Source organism: Streptomyces sp. NPDC101234 (assembly GCF_044767525.1).
Classification (GTDB): domain Bacteria; phylum Actinomycetota; class Actinomycetes; order Streptomycetales; family Streptomycetaceae; genus Streptomyces; species Streptomyces sasae.
Genome location: NZ_JBIWOA010000001.1, coordinates 292211 through 307844, shown reverse-complemented (window position 1 = coordinate 307844; position 15634 = coordinate 292211). Strand labels below are relative to the sequence as shown.

The 15634-nt window shown below is 72.1% G+C and carries 14 protein-coding genes; 7 read left to right on the top strand and 7 right to left on the bottom strand.

Annotated elements, in window-relative coordinates; genetic code table 11:
* The first annotated feature begins 7 nt into the window (after positions 1 to 7).
* Positions 8 to 610 carry a Maf family protein gene (locus tag ACIRR9_RS01475; protein WP_403746361.1) on the top strand — a complete coding sequence of 201 codons (603 nt, stop codon included), beginning with the start codon at positions 8 to 10 and terminating at the stop codon, positions 608 to 610.
* Here the strand turns inward: ACIRR9_RS01475 and ACIRR9_RS01470 are convergent.
* Positions 582 to 1145, bottom strand: coding sequence for a hypothetical protein (locus ACIRR9_RS01470; protein WP_403746358.1), 564 nt, complete (start codon positions 1143 to 1145; stop codon positions 582 to 584). The genes ACIRR9_RS01475 and ACIRR9_RS01470 overlap by 29 nt on opposite strands.
* 375 nt (positions 1146 to 1520) lie before the next feature.
* Between ACIRR9_RS01470 and ACIRR9_RS01465 the strand changes: the two genes are divergently transcribed.
* Together ACIRR9_RS01465 and ACIRR9_RS01460 are read left to right on the top strand one after the other, a co-directional pair.
* The gene (locus ACIRR9_RS01465; RefSeq protein WP_403746356.1) at positions 1521 to 3293 is read left to right on the top strand and encodes an acetyl/propionyl/methylcrotonyl-CoA carboxylase subunit alpha; all 1773 of its coding nucleotides are present in this window, start codon (positions 1521 to 1523) and stop codon (positions 3291 to 3293) included.
* 74 nt (positions 3294 to 3367) lie between these two features.
* Positions 3368 to 3916, top strand: coding sequence for a TetR/AcrR family transcriptional regulator (locus ACIRR9_RS01460; protein WP_403746353.1), 549 nt, complete (start codon positions 3368 to 3370; stop codon positions 3914 to 3916).
* Positions 3917 to 3930: 14 nt separating this feature from the next.
* Here ACIRR9_RS01460 and ACIRR9_RS01455 read toward each other — a convergent pair whose 3' ends face one another.
* Both ACIRR9_RS01455 and ACIRR9_RS01450 read right to left on the bottom strand, forming a co-directional pair.
* Complete coding sequence (locus ACIRR9_RS01455) at positions 3931 to 4890, bottom strand: DeoR/GlpR family DNA-binding transcription regulator (RefSeq protein ID WP_316777354.1); 960 nt, start codon at positions 4888 to 4890, stop codon at positions 3931 to 3933.
* A gap of 166 nt (positions 4891 to 5056) precedes the next feature.
* Complete coding sequence (locus ACIRR9_RS01450) at positions 5057 to 6505, bottom strand: NAD(P)H-quinone dehydrogenase (protein WP_403746349.1); 1449 nt, start codon at positions 6503 to 6505, stop codon at positions 5057 to 5059.
* Positions 6506 to 6602: 97 nt separating this feature from the next.
* Here ACIRR9_RS01450 and ACIRR9_RS01445 point away from each other — a divergent pair, with 97 nt between their 5' ends.
* The 4 genes from ACIRR9_RS01445 (at position 6603) to ACIRR9_RS01430 (ending at position 11490) form a co-directional block, all read left to right on the top strand.
* The gene (locus tag ACIRR9_RS01445) at positions 6603 to 7043 is read left to right on the top strand and encodes a gamma-glutamylcyclotransferase (RefSeq protein WP_365336545.1); all 441 of its coding nucleotides are present in this window, start codon (positions 6603 to 6605) and stop codon (positions 7041 to 7043) included.
* Positions 7044 to 7208: 165 nt separating this feature from the next.
* Positions 7209 to 8033: a purine-nucleoside phosphorylase gene (locus tag ACIRR9_RS01440; RefSeq protein WP_403746346.1), complete on the top strand. Its 825-nt coding sequence runs from the start codon at positions 7209 to 7211 to the stop codon at positions 8031 to 8033.
* Between the two features lie 445 nt (positions 8034 to 8478).
* On the top strand, positions 8479 to 10110 hold the full coding sequence (locus ACIRR9_RS01435) for a phospho-sugar mutase (RefSeq protein WP_403746343.1): 1632 nt from the start codon (positions 8479 to 8481) through the stop codon (positions 10108 to 10110).
* A 192-nt stretch (positions 10111 to 10302) separates the two neighbouring features.
* Positions 10303 to 11490, top strand: a complete 1188-nt coding sequence (locus ACIRR9_RS01430) for a hypothetical protein (protein ID WP_403746340.1) — start codon at positions 10303 to 10305, stop codon at positions 11488 to 11490.
* A 25-nt stretch (positions 11491 to 11515) separates the two neighbouring features.
* On the opposite strand, the gene ACIRR9_RS01425 is transcribed toward ACIRR9_RS01430, so the two are convergent.
* The 4 genes from ACIRR9_RS01425 to ACIRR9_RS01410 form a co-directional block, all read right to left on the bottom strand.
* The gene (locus ACIRR9_RS01425; RefSeq protein ID WP_403746337.1) at positions 11516 to 12265 is read right to left on the bottom strand and encodes a hypothetical protein; all 750 of its coding nucleotides are present in this window, start codon (positions 12263 to 12265) and stop codon (positions 11516 to 11518) included.
* Positions 12262 to 13080, bottom strand: a complete 819-nt coding sequence (gene pstB / locus ACIRR9_RS01420; RefSeq protein WP_403747018.1) for a phosphate ABC transporter ATP-binding protein PstB — start codon at positions 13078 to 13080, stop codon at positions 12262 to 12264. Before pstB ends, ACIRR9_RS01425 begins: the two co-directional genes overlap by 4 nt.
* A gap of 67 nt (positions 13081 to 13147) precedes the next feature.
* A complete protein-coding gene (locus ACIRR9_RS01415; RefSeq protein ID WP_403746334.1) occupies positions 13148 to 14062 on the bottom strand; it encodes a sortase in 915 nt (304 codons plus the stop codon).
* 75 nt (positions 14063 to 14137) lie between these two features.
* Positions 14138 to 15616 (bottom strand): hypothetical protein, encoded by a 1479-nt coding sequence (locus ACIRR9_RS01410; RefSeq protein ID WP_403746332.1) that lies wholly within the window; start codon positions 15614 to 15616, stop codon positions 14138 to 14140.
* Positions 15617 to 15634 lie beyond the last annotated feature (18 nt).

Below are 15634 nucleotides of genomic sequence, written 5' to 3'. Positions count from 1 at the left end.
TGACGCCATGCGCAGACTCGTCCTCGCCTCCCAGTCCCCCGCCCGGCTGAACCTCCTGCGCCAGGCAGGCCTCGCCCCCGAGGTGATCGTCAGCGGTGTCGACGAGGACGCCGTCACCGCCCCCACCCCGGCCGACCTGGCCCTCGCCCTCGCCGAGGCCAAGGCCTCCGTCGTCGCCGCCCGTCCGGACGTGCACGGCGCCATCGTGATCGGCTGCGACTCCGTGCTGGACCTCGACGGCCAGGCCCTCGGCAAGCCCGCGGACGCCGAGGAGGCCACCGCCCGCTGGAAGTCGATGCGCGGCCGGGCCGGCACCCTGCAGACCGGGCACTGCGTCTGGGACACGGTGACCAACCGGCACGCCTCGGCGACCGCATCCACCGTCGTACGGTTCGGCGAGCCCACCGACGAGGAGATCGCCGCGTACGTCGCCTCGGGCGAACCCCTCTACGTGGCGGGTGCGTTCACGCTGGACGGCCGCAGCGCGCCGTTCATCGACGGCATCGACGGCGACCACGGCAACGTGATCGGCATCAGCCTGCCCCTGGTCCGCCGGCTGCTCGCGGAGCTCGGCGTCGGCATCACGGAGTTGTGGGCGCCGGCGGAGTGAGCGGTCCGGGGACCGGCGCGTCCTTCGTCACCGGCTCCGGTTCCGCTTCCGGTCCGGGGCCGTCCTGCGGACCCGGACCGGCCCCGAGGCCGCCCTCGCCGCCGTCCTGGCCCCCGTCGGCGTCCGCCCCGGCGCCGGCCTCGTCCGCGCGGTCGTACGTCATCAGCAGCAGGACGACGAGCGCGAGGACGACCACCATGAACAGGAACGCCTGCGTGCCGACCAGGCCCCACACCAGGGCGCCCAGCAGGCCGTGGACGACCGCGACGCTGATCAGCAGGACCCGGCCGAGGCCGGCGGGCGCGCGGTTGCGTATGGCGACCAGCAGGGCCACCAGGGCGCAGAGCGCGAAGTAGAGGCCGAAGACCACACCGCCGATCTTCGCGGACATCGACATCTTTTCCGGGTCGAGGCCGGCCATCGACATGTTCTGCCGGCTGACGACCTCTCCCGTGAACCAGTTGAGCGCCGCAATGCCGAGTGCCTCGACGAAGAGTACGACCGCCACGACCCACGCCACCGGTCTGCGCACCACCGGTCCCCACCCGCCTTCGTTCCCCGGCCCGACCGAGCCGGTGTTACTTGAAGTTCGTTCAAGACATCGCGAACGCTACTAACGGGTAAAGCGGGGGACAAGGGTTCGGGCGGCAGCAAAGATTCGTTGGGCCATTCGTAGGGACTCGACAAAGAAACGTTGTGGGGCGCGGCACGCTCTCACAGAGACCTTGAGCACATCACGGGGCTAGGGTTTCCCGGAGGAGTCCTGCGTACCTCGGTGCGACAAGGGATTTCACGGGTAGGGCGAGCCTCGCATCACGCTCCGTGTGGGCAAGCTCACCATTGGGGACGGGTCGAAGTGCCGTGTCGGCCTTCCCTAAACTCGGCTTGTTTCAAGGAGGGAGCCTCAATCGTGCGCAAGGTGCTCATCGCCAACCGTGGCGAAATCGCTGTCCGCGTGGCCCGGGCCTGCCGGGACGCCGGGATCGGGAGCGTGGCCGTCTACGCGGACCCGGACCGGGATGCTCTGCATGTCCGCGCCGCGGATGAGGCGTTCGCCCTGGGCGGTGACACCCCGGCCACCAGCTACCTGGACTTCGACAAGGTCCTCAACGCGGCGCGTGAGGCCGGGGCGGACGCCGTTCATCCGGGCTACGGCTTCCTCTCGGAGAACGCGGAGTTCGCGCAGGCGGTCCTGGACGCGGGCCTGACCTGGATCGGCCCGCCGCCGCAGGCGATCCGGGACCTGGGTGACAAGGTGGCGGCCCGTCACATCGCCCAGCGTGCCGGTGCCCCGCTGGTCGCCGGTACCCCGGACCCGGTCGCGGGTGCCGACGAGGTGGTGGCGTTCGCCGCCGAGCACGGCCTGCCGATCGCCATCAAGGCGGCCTTCGGCGGTGGCGGACGCGGTCTGAAGGTCGCCCGTACCCTGGAGGAGGTCCCGGAGCTGTACGAGTCGGCGGTGCGTGAGGCGGTGGCCGCGTTCGGCCGCGGCGAGTGCTTCGTCGAGCGCTACCTCGACCGCCCCCGCCACGTGGAGACCCAGTGCCTGGCGGACACCCACGGCAACGTGGTCGTCGTCTCCACCCGTGACTGCTCGCTGCAGCGCCGCCACCAGAAGCTCGTCGAGGAGGCCCCCGCGCCCTTCCTGACACAGGAGCAGACCGCCCAGCTCTACCAGGCGTCCAAGGCGATCCTGCGCGAGGCCGGCTACGTCGGTGCGGGTACCTGTGAGTTCCTGGTCGGCCAGGACGGCACGATCTCGTTCCTGGAGGTCAACACCCGTCTGCAGGTCGAGCACCCGGTGACCGAGGAGGTCGCCGGTATCGACCTGGTCCGTGAGATGTTCCGGATCGCCGACGGCGAGGCACTCGGCTACGGCGACCCGGAGCTGCGCGGTCATTCGTTCGAGTTCCGGATCAACGGCGAGGACCCGGGCCGTAACTTCCTGCCCGCCCCGGGCACCGTCACCCGCTTCGACGCGCCCTCCGGCCCCGGTGTCCGCCTGGACGCCGGCGTCGAGGCCGGATCGGTCATCGGTCCGGCCTGGGACTCCCTGCTCGCCAAGCTGATCGTCACCGGCCGCACCCGCGCCGAGGCGCTCCAGCGGGCCGCCCGGGCCCTGGACGAGTTCCAGGTCGAGGGCATGGCCACCGCCATCCCCTTCCACCGCGTCGTCGTCCGCGACCCCGCGTTCGGCCCCGAGCTCACCGGCTCCGAGGACCCCTTCACGGTCCACACCCGCTGGATCGAGACCGAGTTCGTCAACGAGATCAAGCCCTTCACCGCCCCGGCCGACGCCGAGGCCGAGGAGGAGAACGGCCGTGAGACGGTCGTCGTCGAGGTCGGCGGCAAGCGTCTCGAGGTCTCCCTGCCCGCGTCCCTGGGCATGACCCTGGCCCGCACCGGCCTCGCCGCCGGTGCCAAGCCCAAGCGCCGCGCCGCCAAGAAGTCGGGCCCGGCCGCCTCCGGTGACAGCCTCGCCTCGCCCATGCAGGGCACGATCGTCAAGGTCGCGGTCGAGGAGGGCCAGGAGGTCAAGGAAGGCGATCTGATCGTCGTCCTGGAGGCCATGAAGATGGAGCAGCCGCTCAACGCCCACAAGGCCGGCACCGTCAAGGGCCTCGCCGCCGAGGTCGGCGCCTCCCTCACCTCCGGCGCCCTGATCTGCGAGATCAAGGACTGACCACACCCCGAACCGCGTCGCCCGGCGAACGGCATCCGACCGTTCGCCGGGCACCCGACTTTCTGGAACGGCCCATGCGTGCCGACGCCCGCCGCAACCACGACCGGCTGCTCGCCGAGGCCCGCACGGTGTTCGCCGAGCACGGCACCGACGCCTCGCTGGAGGATGTGGCCCGCCGGGCGGGCGTGGGCATCGGCACCCTCTACCGCCACTTCCCGAACCGGCACGCCCTGATGAGCGCGGTGTTCGAGGACGCGGTGAACGAACTCCTGTTCCGGGCCCGCGAGTTGCTGACCGCCCCCGACCCGTGCCAGGCCCTGCTGACCTGGCTCCACGAGGTGGTCAGCCACGCGGCGGAGTACCGGGGCCTGTCGAGGACCCTGATGTCGGTGTCGTCCACCGACTCTGCCTCGGCCCTGTCCCGCTGCGGCACCCCGATGAGGGAGGCGGGCGCCGCACTGCTGACCCGCGCTCAGGAGGCGGGGACGGTACGCGAAGACGTACAGATCGCCGACCTGCTCCAACTCACACATGCCATCGCCCTGGCAAGTGAGGAGTCACCGGGAGACCCGGGGTTGGCGGACCGCTTGCTGACCCTGACGTTGAAGGGGCTCAAACCCTGACTCCGCAGTGGCGCTCAGCGCCGCCGCATATCGGCGACCCGCCCCCGCTCGGCTCCGGCCGGCGGCTCCCCCAGCACCGACGCGGACCGCAGCCCGTTCCCCGGCACGCCTCGCCGCGGCCCCGGAAGGGACACGTCCCGACGCTGTTGATGCTGTTGCCGCGCCGGGACCTGATCACCCCCCGGGTTTCCCGACGCCCCGGCCACGGCGATCTGCACCCCCTGATCGGCGAGGGCCTGGAGCTCGGTGGCCGCCCGGTCGTCGTGGGCGGGAGGCTCGTCGGTGACCAGCCGGGTGATGAGGTCGGTCGGCACCGTCTGGAACATCGTGTCGGTACCGAGCTTGGTGTGGTCGGCGAGGACCACGACCTCCGAGGCGGCCTGCACCAGCGCCCGGTCGACGGACGCCGACAGCATGTTGGACGTGGACAGTCCCCGCTCGGCCGTCAGGCCGCTGCCCGACAGGAAGGCCTTCGAGACCCGCAGCCCCTGCAGGGACTGCTCCGCACCGGAGCCGACGAGGGCGTAGTTGGAACCGCGCAGGGTCCCGCCGGTCATCACGACCTCGACTCTGTTGGCATGGGCCAACGCCTGCGCCACCAGCAGGGAATTGGTGACGACGGTGAGTCCGGGTACCCGCGCCAGCCGGCGTGCGAGTTCCTGTGTGGTGGTTCCCGCCCCGACCACGATGGCCTCGCCTTCTTCGACGAGGCCCGCGGCGAGATCGGCGATGGCCGTCTTCTCGGCGGTCGCGAGATGAGACTTCTGCGGAAAGCCGGACTCCCGCGTGAACCCGCCCGGCAGTACCGCACCGCCATGCCGGCGGTCGAGGAGTCCTTCTGCCTCCAGTGCGCGCACGTCCCGCCGTACGGTCACTTCGGAGGTCTGGACGACGCGGGCGAGCTCACGGAGCGACACGGCCCCGTTCGCTCGCACCATTTCGAGGATCAATTGGCGACGTTCTGCAGCGAACACGAAACTGACAGTAACCCCAACGACCGTCTGCTTTCAGCAGTTTGCGCCGAATAGCAGAAGTTGTTCGCACAGCAGGGTCGCAAGTGGTATAGAGCCTGGGCCAGCCGCCTATGCCGCACGCATGCTCGACAACTCCCCGTGACCAGCGGGGAGTCGGTTCCGGCCGTCAGAGCTCGCTGCCGGTCTTCCGGGTGTGCAGCTGCCGTGCGACCTCGGCGATCGACCCCGAAAGGGACGGATACACGGTGAACGCGTTCGCGATCTGTTCGACCGTCAGATTGTTGTCGACGGCGATCGAGATCGGATGGATGAGCTCCGAGGCGCGCGGCGACACGACCACACCGCCCACCACGATCCCCGTCCCCGGCCGGCAGAACAACTTCACGAAGCCGTCCCGGATGCCCTGCATCTTGGCGCGCGGGTTGCGCAGCAGCGGCAGCTTCACCACCCGGGCGTCGATCTTCCCAGCGTCCACGTCCGCCTGCGTGTAGCCCACCGTCGCGATCTCCGGGTCGGTGAACACGTTCGACGACACGGTCTTCAGGTTCAGCGGCGCCACGGCATCACCGAGGAAGTGGTACATGGCGATACGACCCTGCATGGCGGCGACCGACGCGAGAGCGAAGACCCCGGTCACGTCACCGGCCGCATACACACCCGGCGCGCTCGTCCGGCTCACCTTGTCGGTCCAGATGTGCCCGGAGTCGCGCAGCTTGACGCCCGCTTCCTCCAGTCCGAGACCCGCGCTGTTCGGAATGGCACCCACGGCCATCAGACAGTGCGACCCGCTGATGACCCGTCCGTCCGCGAGCGTGACCTCGACCCGGTCCCCCACCCGCTTGGCGGCGGCAGCCCGCGACCGGGCCATGACGTTCATGCCCCGCCGCCGGAAGACGTCCTCCAGCACGGCCGCCGCGTCCGGGTCCTCACCGGGCAGCACCCGGTCCCGCGACGACACCAGCGTGACCTTCGACCCCAGCGCCTGATAGGCACCGGCGAACTCGGCACCGGTCACACCCGACCCGACCACGATGAGCTCCTCGGGCAGCTCGGTCAGGTCGTACACCTGCGTCCAGTTCAGGATCCGCTCGCCGTCGGGCAGGGCGTCGGGCACCTCACGGGGATGACCACCGGTGGCGATCAGCACCGCGTCCGCGACAAGAGTCTCCTCACTGCCGTCCGCGGTGGTGACGACGACCTTCCGCGACCCGTCCAGGGCCTGCATGCCCTCCAGCCGCCCCCGCCCCCGCATGACCCGCGCACCCGCACGCGTCACCGAGGCCGTGATGTCGTGCGACTGGGCAAGCGCGAGCCGCTTCACACGCCGGTTGACCTTCCCCAGATCGACCCCGACCACCCGCGCCGCCTGCTCCAGCGGCGGAGTGTCATCGGCGACGATGATCCCCAATTCCTCGTACGACGAATCGAAGGTCGTCATGACCTCGGCCGTAGCGATAAGGGTCTTCGACGGCACGCAGTCGGTCAGCACCGACGCCCCGCCCAGACCGTCGCAGTCGACGACGGTCACCTCCGCGCCGAGCTGCGCGGCCACCAGCGCCGCTTCATAGCCGCCGGGTCCGCCACCGATGATCACGATCCGAGTCACGTACTCCATTGTCCCGCACGCCTCAAGGTGCTACTGCCCGGGGGGCGGCACCCGGTGCTTCCTGGGGCAGGAGTGACACCCGGGACGGCTGCCGTACCCTCTCTCCATGTCGTCGCTCTACGCCGGGTACGCCGGCAATCTCGACGCGCGGCTGATGTCCCGCCGCGCCCCGCACTCCCCCCTGCGCGCCACCGGATGGCTGAACGGCTGGCGGCTGACCTTCGGCGGGGAGCAGATGGGCTGGGAAGGCGCGCTGGCGACGATCGTCGAGGACCCCCTCTCCCAGGTCTTCGTCGGCCTCTACGACATCGCGCCGATGGACGAGGAGTCCATGGACCGCTGGGAAGGTGTCGGCCTGGGCATCTACCGCCGCGCCCGGGTCCGTGTCCACACCCTGGAGGGCGAGGAGACCGCCTGGCTCTACGTCCTGGACGGCTACGAGGGCGGCCTCCCGTCCGCGCGCTACCTGGGCGAGATCGCGGACGCGGCGGAATCGGCGGGTGCGCCCCACGACTACGTGATGGAGCTGCGCAAGCGCCCCTGCTGAGGCAGGCCGCGGCGGCCGGTGACCGGCTGGACGGTCGGCAAGGGCCGTCACCGACGAGTGACCACCCTCACCCGCACCCCTCGTTGGAAACGACAAGACAACGATCGCCATCCCGTGACCTCCGTCATCTACGCGCGTAGGCCCAGACCGGCTACTCTCATCGGCGTGAACGCATCTCTTCTTCCGGACGACATCCAGGGCGACCCCCACGCCGCCGCCGACGCGGCCGCCGCTCGCCTGCGCGAGCTCACGGGCGCCGACACCCACGACGTCGCCCTCGTGATGGGCTCCGGCTGGGCTCCGGCCGTCGACGCCCTGGGCGCTCCCGACGCCGAGTTCCAGGTCACCGAGCTGCCCGGCTTCCCGCCGCCGGCCGTCGAGGGGCACGGGGGCAAGATCCGCTCCTACGCCATCGGTGACAAGCGCGCGCTGGTCTTCCTGGGCCGCACGCACTACTACGAGGGCCGGGGCGTGGCCGCCGTCGCACACGGCGTCCGCACCGCCGTGGCCGCCGGCTGCAAGACGATCGTCCTCACCAACGGCTGCGGCGGCCTGCGCGAGGGCATGCGCCCCGGCCAGCCGGTCCTGATCAGCGACCACATCAACCTGACGGCGACCTCCCCCATCGTCGGCGCCAACTTCGTCGACCTCACCGATCTCTACTCCCCCCGTCTGCGCGCCCTGTGCAAGGAGATCGACCCCAGCCTCGAAGAGGGCGTCTACGCCCAGTTCCCCGGCCCGCACTACGAGACCCCGGCCGAGATCCGCATGGCCCGCGTGATCGGCGCGGACCTGGTGGGCATGTCGACGGTCCTCGAAGCGATCGCCGCGCGCGAGGCGGGCGCCGAAGTACTGGGTATCTCGCTGGTGACCAACCTGGCGGCGGGCATGACCGGCGAGCCGCTGAACCACGAGGAGGTCCTGCAGGCGGGTAGGGACAGTGCCGCGCGGATGGGTTCCTTGCTGGCGCAGGTACTGGGCAGGCTCTGAAGAACGCCGTAGGGGGTGCCACGACGGTCGTAAGGCGGCTACGGGCTCGTCGTGGCCGATCGCGCAGCTCCTCCCCCGGCCGAAGGCTGGGGGTACCCCCAGCCTTCGGCCGGGGGTACCCCCAGCGCCCCTGACGGGGCGCTGCAGCCACCGTCGGCAGACGGGCGACGACGAACCCGGAGTGCCGCAGTCACCGTCTCCGACGGTTGGTGGGACTCTGAAGCCGCCCACGGTGAGAAGGGGACGGGGTGGGGAGTTTCCGCCCGCAGCGGTCGGCGTTCGGCACCCCGCGCAGCCCGAGAGACAGCACCGCCGACCCGAGGACGGAGACTCCCCCGCCCGGCCCCGACCCACCCACCGCCCGTAGGCGCTACGCGCACCCCCACCGAAGCCGCACCGGCGCCGCAGGCATCCACGCGGACCACCCGAGACCAGGAGACCGACCGTGCAAGACGATCTCATCGCCCGGGCCAGGACCTGGCTCGCCGAGGACCCCGACCCGGACACCCGCGACGAGCTGGCCAAGCTCATCGACACCGGCGACACGGAGGAACTGTCGGCCCGATTCGCCGGCACGCTGCAGTTCGGCACCGCCGGCCTGCGCGGTGAGCTGGGCGCCGGCCCGATGCGCATGAACCGCGCCGTCGTGATCCGCGCCGCGGCCGGTCTCGCCGCGTACCTGAAGAAGCAGGGCCAGGGCACCGGCACCGTCGTCATCGGCTACGACGCCCGCCACAAGTCCGCCGACTTCGCCCGCGACACCGCCGCCGTGATGACCGGCGCCGGCCTCCGCGCGGCCGTACTGCCCCGCCCCCTCCCCACCCCCGTCCTGGCGTTCGCCATACGTCACCTGGGCGCGGTCGCCGGCATCGAGGTCACCGCCAGCCACAACCCGCCCCGCGACAACGGCTACAAGGTCTACCTCGGCGACGGCTCCCAGATCGTCCCGCCGGCGGACGCGGAGATCGCCGCCGAGATCGACGCCATCGCGAGCCTGCACGACATCCCCCGCCCGGACACCGGCTGGGAAACCCTCGACGACACCGTCCTGGACGCCTACCTGGCCCGTACGGACGCCGTCCTGGCCCCCGGCTCCCCCCGCACCGCCCGCACGGTCTACACGGCCATGCACGGCGTGGGCAGGGACACCCTCCTCGCCGCCTTCGCCCGCGCCGGCTTCCCCACCCCCGTACTCGTCGCCGAACAGGCCGACCCGGACCCGGACTTCCCCACCGTCGCCTTCCCCAACCCGGAAGAACCCGGCGCGATGGACCTCTCCTTCGCCCGGGCCCGCGAGACGAACCCCGACCTGATCATCGCCAACGACCCGGACGCGGACCGCTGCGCGGTGGCCGTCAAGGACGGCGACGCCTGGCGCATGCTCCGCGGCGACGAGGTCGGCTCGCTGCTCGCCGCCCACCTGGTCCGGCGCGGCGCGGCCGGCGTGTTCGCCGAGTCGATCGTCTCCTCCTCCCTCCTCGGCCGGATCGCCGAGAAGGCGGGACTGCCGTACGAGGAGACCCTCACCGGCTTCAAGTGGATCGCCCGCGTCGACGGCCTGCGCTACGGCTACGAGGAGGCCCTCGGCTACTGCGTCGACCCGGAGGGCGTCCGCGACAAGGACGGCATCACGGCGGCCCTCCTGATCACGGAACTCGCCTCACAGCTCAAGGAGGAGGGCCGCACCCTCCTCGACCTCCTCGACGACCTCGCCGTGGAGCACGGCCTGCACGCCACCGACCAGCTCTCGGTCCGCGTCCAGGACCTCTCCCTCATCGCCGACGCGATGCGGCGCCTGCGCGAGCAGCCCCCCACCGAACTCGCGGGCCGCGCCGTCACCAAGGCCGAGGACCTCACCCAGGGCACCGACAAGCTGCCCCCCACCGACGGCCTGCGCTACACCCTCACCGGCGCCCGGGTCATCGTCCGCCCCAGCGGCACCGAGCCCAAGCTGAAGTGCTACCTGGAGGTCGTGGTCCCGGTGACCGCGCACGCCGACCTCCCGGCGGCCCACGCCGAGGCGGCCAGGACGCTGGCCGCGATCAAGCACGACCTGTCGGCGGCGGCCGGCATCTGACATCCCGTCGGGGTGCCTCCCCTCCCGGGGGCACCCCAACGGGTGATTTCGCGGCGGCGACCGCCCCACCCACCGCTCCCCGCCCCGGCTCCCGGGGAACGGTGAACCGGTACCGAACGAACCGGTATCGAACGAACCGCTGCCGAACGCACCGGTACCGCCCGCCGCAGCCGTCGCACTGGAGCCGCCGCCGTGTCCTCGACCGCCCCCGACACCGTCCCCAGCGGGCACATCCCGGGCACCCGACGACGACCCCACCGACCCATGGCGCCCGTCCCCCGGCACGCCCTGCGCCGGGCGGCTCCCGCACTCGCCGCGTATCTCGCCGTACGGCTGACCGGGCTGGCGTTCTTCGCCGTCTGGGCGCACCGGCGGCACCACGGGGTGTGGCCGATGCTGGCGACGCAGTGGGACTCCCGCTGGTATCTCGGGATCGCCGACCACGGGTACGCGCACGAGCTGGGCCTCGCGTACGACCACAACAACCTGGCGTTCTTCCCGCTGTACCCGCTGCTGGTGAAGGCCGTCGCCGTCCTGACCCCGGGCACCCGCGCCAGCACCGGCCTGGGCATCGCCGTGCTCGCGTCGCTCCTCGCGGCCTGGGGGGTGTTCGCGGTGGGCGACCGGGTGGCGGGGCGCCGCACAGGGGTGCTGCTCACCGTGTTGTGGGCGGCGTACCCGGTGGCTCTGGTCCAGTGGATGGGGTACACCGAGTCGCTGTTCACGGCGTTCGCCGCGTGGACGCTGTACGCGGTGCTGGACGAACGCTGGCTGTGGGCGGCGGCGGGCTCGGTCCTCGCCGGGCTGACCCGGCCGACGGGCATCGCGGTGGCCGCGGCCGTCACGGTGACCGCGCTGCTCTCCCTGCGTTCCCGCTTCTCGGCACGCGCCCTGACGGCGGCTCTCGCGGCCCCGCTCGGCTGGTGCGCGTACGTCGGCTGGGTGGGGCTCAGACTCGGCCGCTGGGACGGCTATTTCGCCGTACAGCGGATGTGGCACAACGAGCTGGACGGCGGGGCGCAGACCGTGCGCTGGCTGCGGCAGCTGTTCGGGCAGGTCTCGCGGCCGGAGCTGTTCCTGGTCGTGGTGAGCCTGACGATGCTGGTGTCGGTGGTGCTGTTCGGGTGCGCGGTGTGGGACCGGCAGCCGGTGCCGCTGCTGGTGTTCACCGGAGTCCTGCTGGTGATCGTGCTGGCCAGCGGCGGCGTCTACTTCCCGCGCGCCCGCTTCCTGCTCCCCGGCTTCCCGCTGCTGCTGCCGGTCGCCGGGTATCTCGCCCGCGCCTCGGGACGACTGCGCGCGCTCGTACTGACGGCGGCGGTCCTGGGATCCGCGTACTTCGGGGCGTACATGCTGCTGGTGTGGCCGAGCGCGCCGTGACACCTGCCCCGCCCGGAGGCCTCCGTCAGAGCCGCACGAGGTAGCTGAAGCCGGTGTCCGGGCCGACGCAGGACTGGAGCGTGAGATCGCCCCAGTACAGCCCGGCCGCGGGTACTCCCCGGCCGGGGGTCACGTAGTCGGCGTACACCTCGTAGGTGTAGGTGCCCCTGGTGGTGGTGAGGGTGACCCGGGTGCCCTGGGGGAGCTGCGCGAAGCGGTCGTAGCCGCCGCAGTAGTCGTGGCCGACGATCACGACGGTGCGCAGCTTGTAGCCGTCCTCGCGGCCGATGTCGGGGCCGGTCCACTGCACGGCGTTCCGGCAGGCGTCGACCGCGTCCTGGCCGCCGCGGGCGACGTACGACGACCAGTCGCCGATGCGGATGACGGCGCGGCCGACGGCCGCGGTGAGGCCGACTGCCCTGGCCGTCGCCTTCGCGGAGGCGGTGGGCGACGGGGACGGGGACGGGGTCCGGGAGAGATCGGGCCCCTTGACGCGGGTGGCCGCGGGGGCGGGCGACCGGGTCGTAGCCGTCGGCGCCGGCGCGCGCACGACACGGGTGTGCGTGCGGGTGGCGCTCGGGGAGGGCGACGCGTGGGCGGGCGGTACGGCACGGCCGGTGTCCCCCGCCGCGACGGCGGCACCGGACCGCGTGGCCGACGCCGTGTCGCCCGTCCGTGCCGCGTCCACACCCTGCGCCTCCGCGCAGCCGGCGAGCAGGATCCCGGTAAGCAGGGCGACGGGTGCCCGCAGCGCCCGTCCCGGACCGGCCGTCACCCGAACCGTCCGTTCACGTAGTCCGACGTGCGCTCGTCCTGCGGGGAGTGGAACATCGCGTCCGTGTCGCCGTGTTCGACGATCACACCCGGGGTGCCCTGGGCGGCGAGGAAGAACGCGCACTTGTCGGAGACCCGGACCGCCTGCTGCATGTTGTGGGTGACGATGACGATGGTCACCTCGGACTTGAGCTCGGCGATGGTCTCCTCGATGCGCCGGGTGGAGGTCGGGTCGAGGGCGGAGCAGGGTTCGTCCATCAGCAGCACCCTGGGCCGTACGGCCAGCGAGCGGGCGATGCACAGGCGTTGCTGCTGGCCGCCGGAGAGCGCGCCGCCGGGCTGGCGGAGCCGGTCCCTGACCTCTTTCCACAGGCCGCCCTTGGTCAGGCACTCCTCGACCAGGTCGTCCTTGTTCTCGCGGGTCGCCTTCACGCCGTTGAGCCTGAGTCCGGCCACGACGTTGTCGTAGATCGACATCGCCGGGAACGGATTGGGCTTCTGGAAGACCATGCCGATCTCACGGCGGGCGTGGGTGATGCGGCGGCCGCGGTCGTAGATGTCGTCGCCGTCGAGCAGCACGCGGCCGGAGAGCGAGGCCGAGCCGATCAGCTCGTGCATCCGGTTGAGGATGCGCAGGAACGTCGACTTTCCGCAGCCGGACGGGCCGATGAGCGCGGTCACCCGGCGGGCGGGCATGGTCAGCGAGACCCGGTCGAGGACCTTGTGGTCGCCGAACCAGGCGGAGACCTCCTCGGCCTGGAGGGTGGCCGGTCCGGCGGCGGGTCCGGCGCCGGGGACGACGGCCGGCTGGACGATCGTGTCGATGAAGTCGGACGACGACACCGTGCATCAACTCCCGTATCAGAACGCTATTTCAGGGGGGTCACAGGACGTTCGGCAGCAGCCGGGTGAGGGCCGAGGAGACGGCGAGCCCGAGGGAGAGCAGGACCGGCACCGCGCAGATCCAGGTCTTCCAGCGGCCCCAGGCGCGGTACGTCCACACGGTCAGCAGCGCGGCGGCCAGCAGCGCCTGGGACCAGAGGAAGACCGCGAGCCAGGCGTCGCCGTCGGTGCCGAGGGCCTCCTCGGCCGGGGTGATCCAGCCGGTCTGCAGCAGCCGGGGCGGGTTGGGCTGGACGGCGGTGACCAGGCGGGCGTCGACGCGCAGCACGCCGTTCGGGGTGTACGGGCCGCCGGTGGCCGTGATGAGGGTCAGCCGGCCCTGTCCCGAGGTGAGGGGGGCGGGCAGTTCGTCGCCGGCCCGGCGGATGCCGGTGACCTCGTAGACGGACCTGCCCTGGCCGGTGGTGAACTCGATCCGGCTGCCGACGGGCAGGTCGCCGATCTTGAGGAAGGGACTGCCGTAGGCCCACTGCCGGCCCATGATCACGACGGTGCCGACCTGGCCGGGCAGCGGGGTGTCGCGGCGGTGCCCCGGCCCCTTCATGAGGATGCCGGAGGTGGTGCCCTCGCCGACGACCTCCTTCGTGCCGAGCGCGGGGATGCGCAGCAGGGCAACCGGGGCGCCGGGGGCGAGGGGCTTGCCGTCGTAGGTCTGCTGACCCACGGGGGCGGTGCCCTCGGCGAGTTCCTTGCGCAGTTCGGCGTACTGGGTGCGCTGGTCCCGGGCGTGCTGGAGGTGGCCGACGAGGGTGAGGTTCGCGGCGAAGCCGAGCAGCACGGCGGCGAGCACGCACAGCGCGGCCCCGGCCAGGGCGAGCCCGGGGCGCGCGGGCGGCCGTTCCCCGGCCTGCCGGATGAGGGGAGGCGCCGGGGGCGGCGGGGCGAGCACGGTCACGGTGGTGCGCTCCTCAGGCGGATGCGGCCCGGGACGGGTTCGGTGCCGTCCCGGGCCGGTCGGGTGTACGTGGGCTCACAGGTGCTTCGGGGTGTCGCTGTTGCCGCCGCCGAACACGTCGGCGAAGGTCAGCAGGCCCTTGCGGCGGACGTGCACGACCAGCGCGGCACCCGCGCACAGCAGGGCGACCGCGCCGGCCCCGTACGCGCCGATCCGGGCACCGGTCGAGGCCATCGCACCGCTTCCCGAACCGCCGGACGAGCCCGCGGAGGAGCCGCTGCCGGAGGTGCCGGAGCCGGAGGTGTCACCGGCGGACGGGCTCGGGCTGCCGCTCGACGCGCCCGTGGTGAACGGGAAGTCGACGCTGTTGCCGCCGGCCTGGGCGAAGGTCAGGACGTGGTCGCCGTCGGCGATGTCCTTCGGCACGGTGAAGGAGTAGTCGGTGACGGTGCCGTCGGTGCCGGCGGTGGCGTCGCCGAACTTGGCGTCGCTGTCGGCGAGGGTGACGCCGACCTTGGCGCCGGCGTCGTAGCCGCGGGCCGTGATCTTCACCTTCTCACCGGCCGTCAGGTTCGGGTCGGCCCCCAGGGTGTTGCCGTCCTCGTCGGTGACGGTGAGATCGGGGTTCGTGGACGCGGACGCGGAGGGCGAGTCACTGGGCGAGGACGAGCCGCTGGGGGACGCGGAGCCGCTGGGGCTCGGGCTGGTGCTGGTGCCGGCGGAGGGCGACGGGGAGGGGCTCGGCGCGGTGATCACCACGCGCTGCGAGGCCTCGCTGGGGCTGTAGGCGTCGGTGCTGGTGGGTGTGAACGTGGCGTAGTACAGGTAACTGCCCGCGGTCGCCGGGGCCGTGGTGGTCAGCACCGCCTTGCCGTCGGTGACGGTCGCCGTGCCCAGCGAGGTGCGCGTGGCGTCGGCGCTCGTGGCGTACGAGAAGGCGACGGTTCCGGCGGCGCCGCTCGGGGTCAGCGCGGCGGTGAGGGTGAGGGCGGCGCCGGTCGTGCCGCCGTCCGCGGTCAGGGCGGTGGTGGTGGGCTGGGCCTGGACGAGGCTCCAGGTGGTCCCGCTGACCTGGACGGTGGCCATGAACGCGGCGGCCGAGGTGCCCGCGCCGCAGGCCAGGGCGAGCGTGTACCGGCCGTCCAGGGAGGAGCCGTCCGTGATGTAGCCGCGCAGCCGGGTCTCCAGGGACGGGTTGCCGGTGCTGCCGGTCATCGGGACGGTGAAGGGCGCGGTCGTGGAGATGGTGTCCCCGGCCGAGCTCTTGGCGAGCTGCAGGCCCGCGGTGGTGCTGCCCGGCTTGAGCAGCCACATGTACATGATCGTGGCGGCGCTCGGGCAGGGCGAGTCGGTGGTGGCGGACGTGATCGCCATCGGCGCGTCGGTGATGCTGCCGGAGGCGGGCGACAGCGTGAACTTGCCCGCCGAGGTGAAGGCGCTCGCCCGCCCGGCGAACGCCAGCACGCTCGCGAGCGCGCCCAGCAGCAGCGCGCAGCACATCAGCAGCGAGACGGGTGATCGCAGCGGCGATCTCGGTGTTGCCTGGCCGTTCATGAGGTGGTCCCCCCAGAG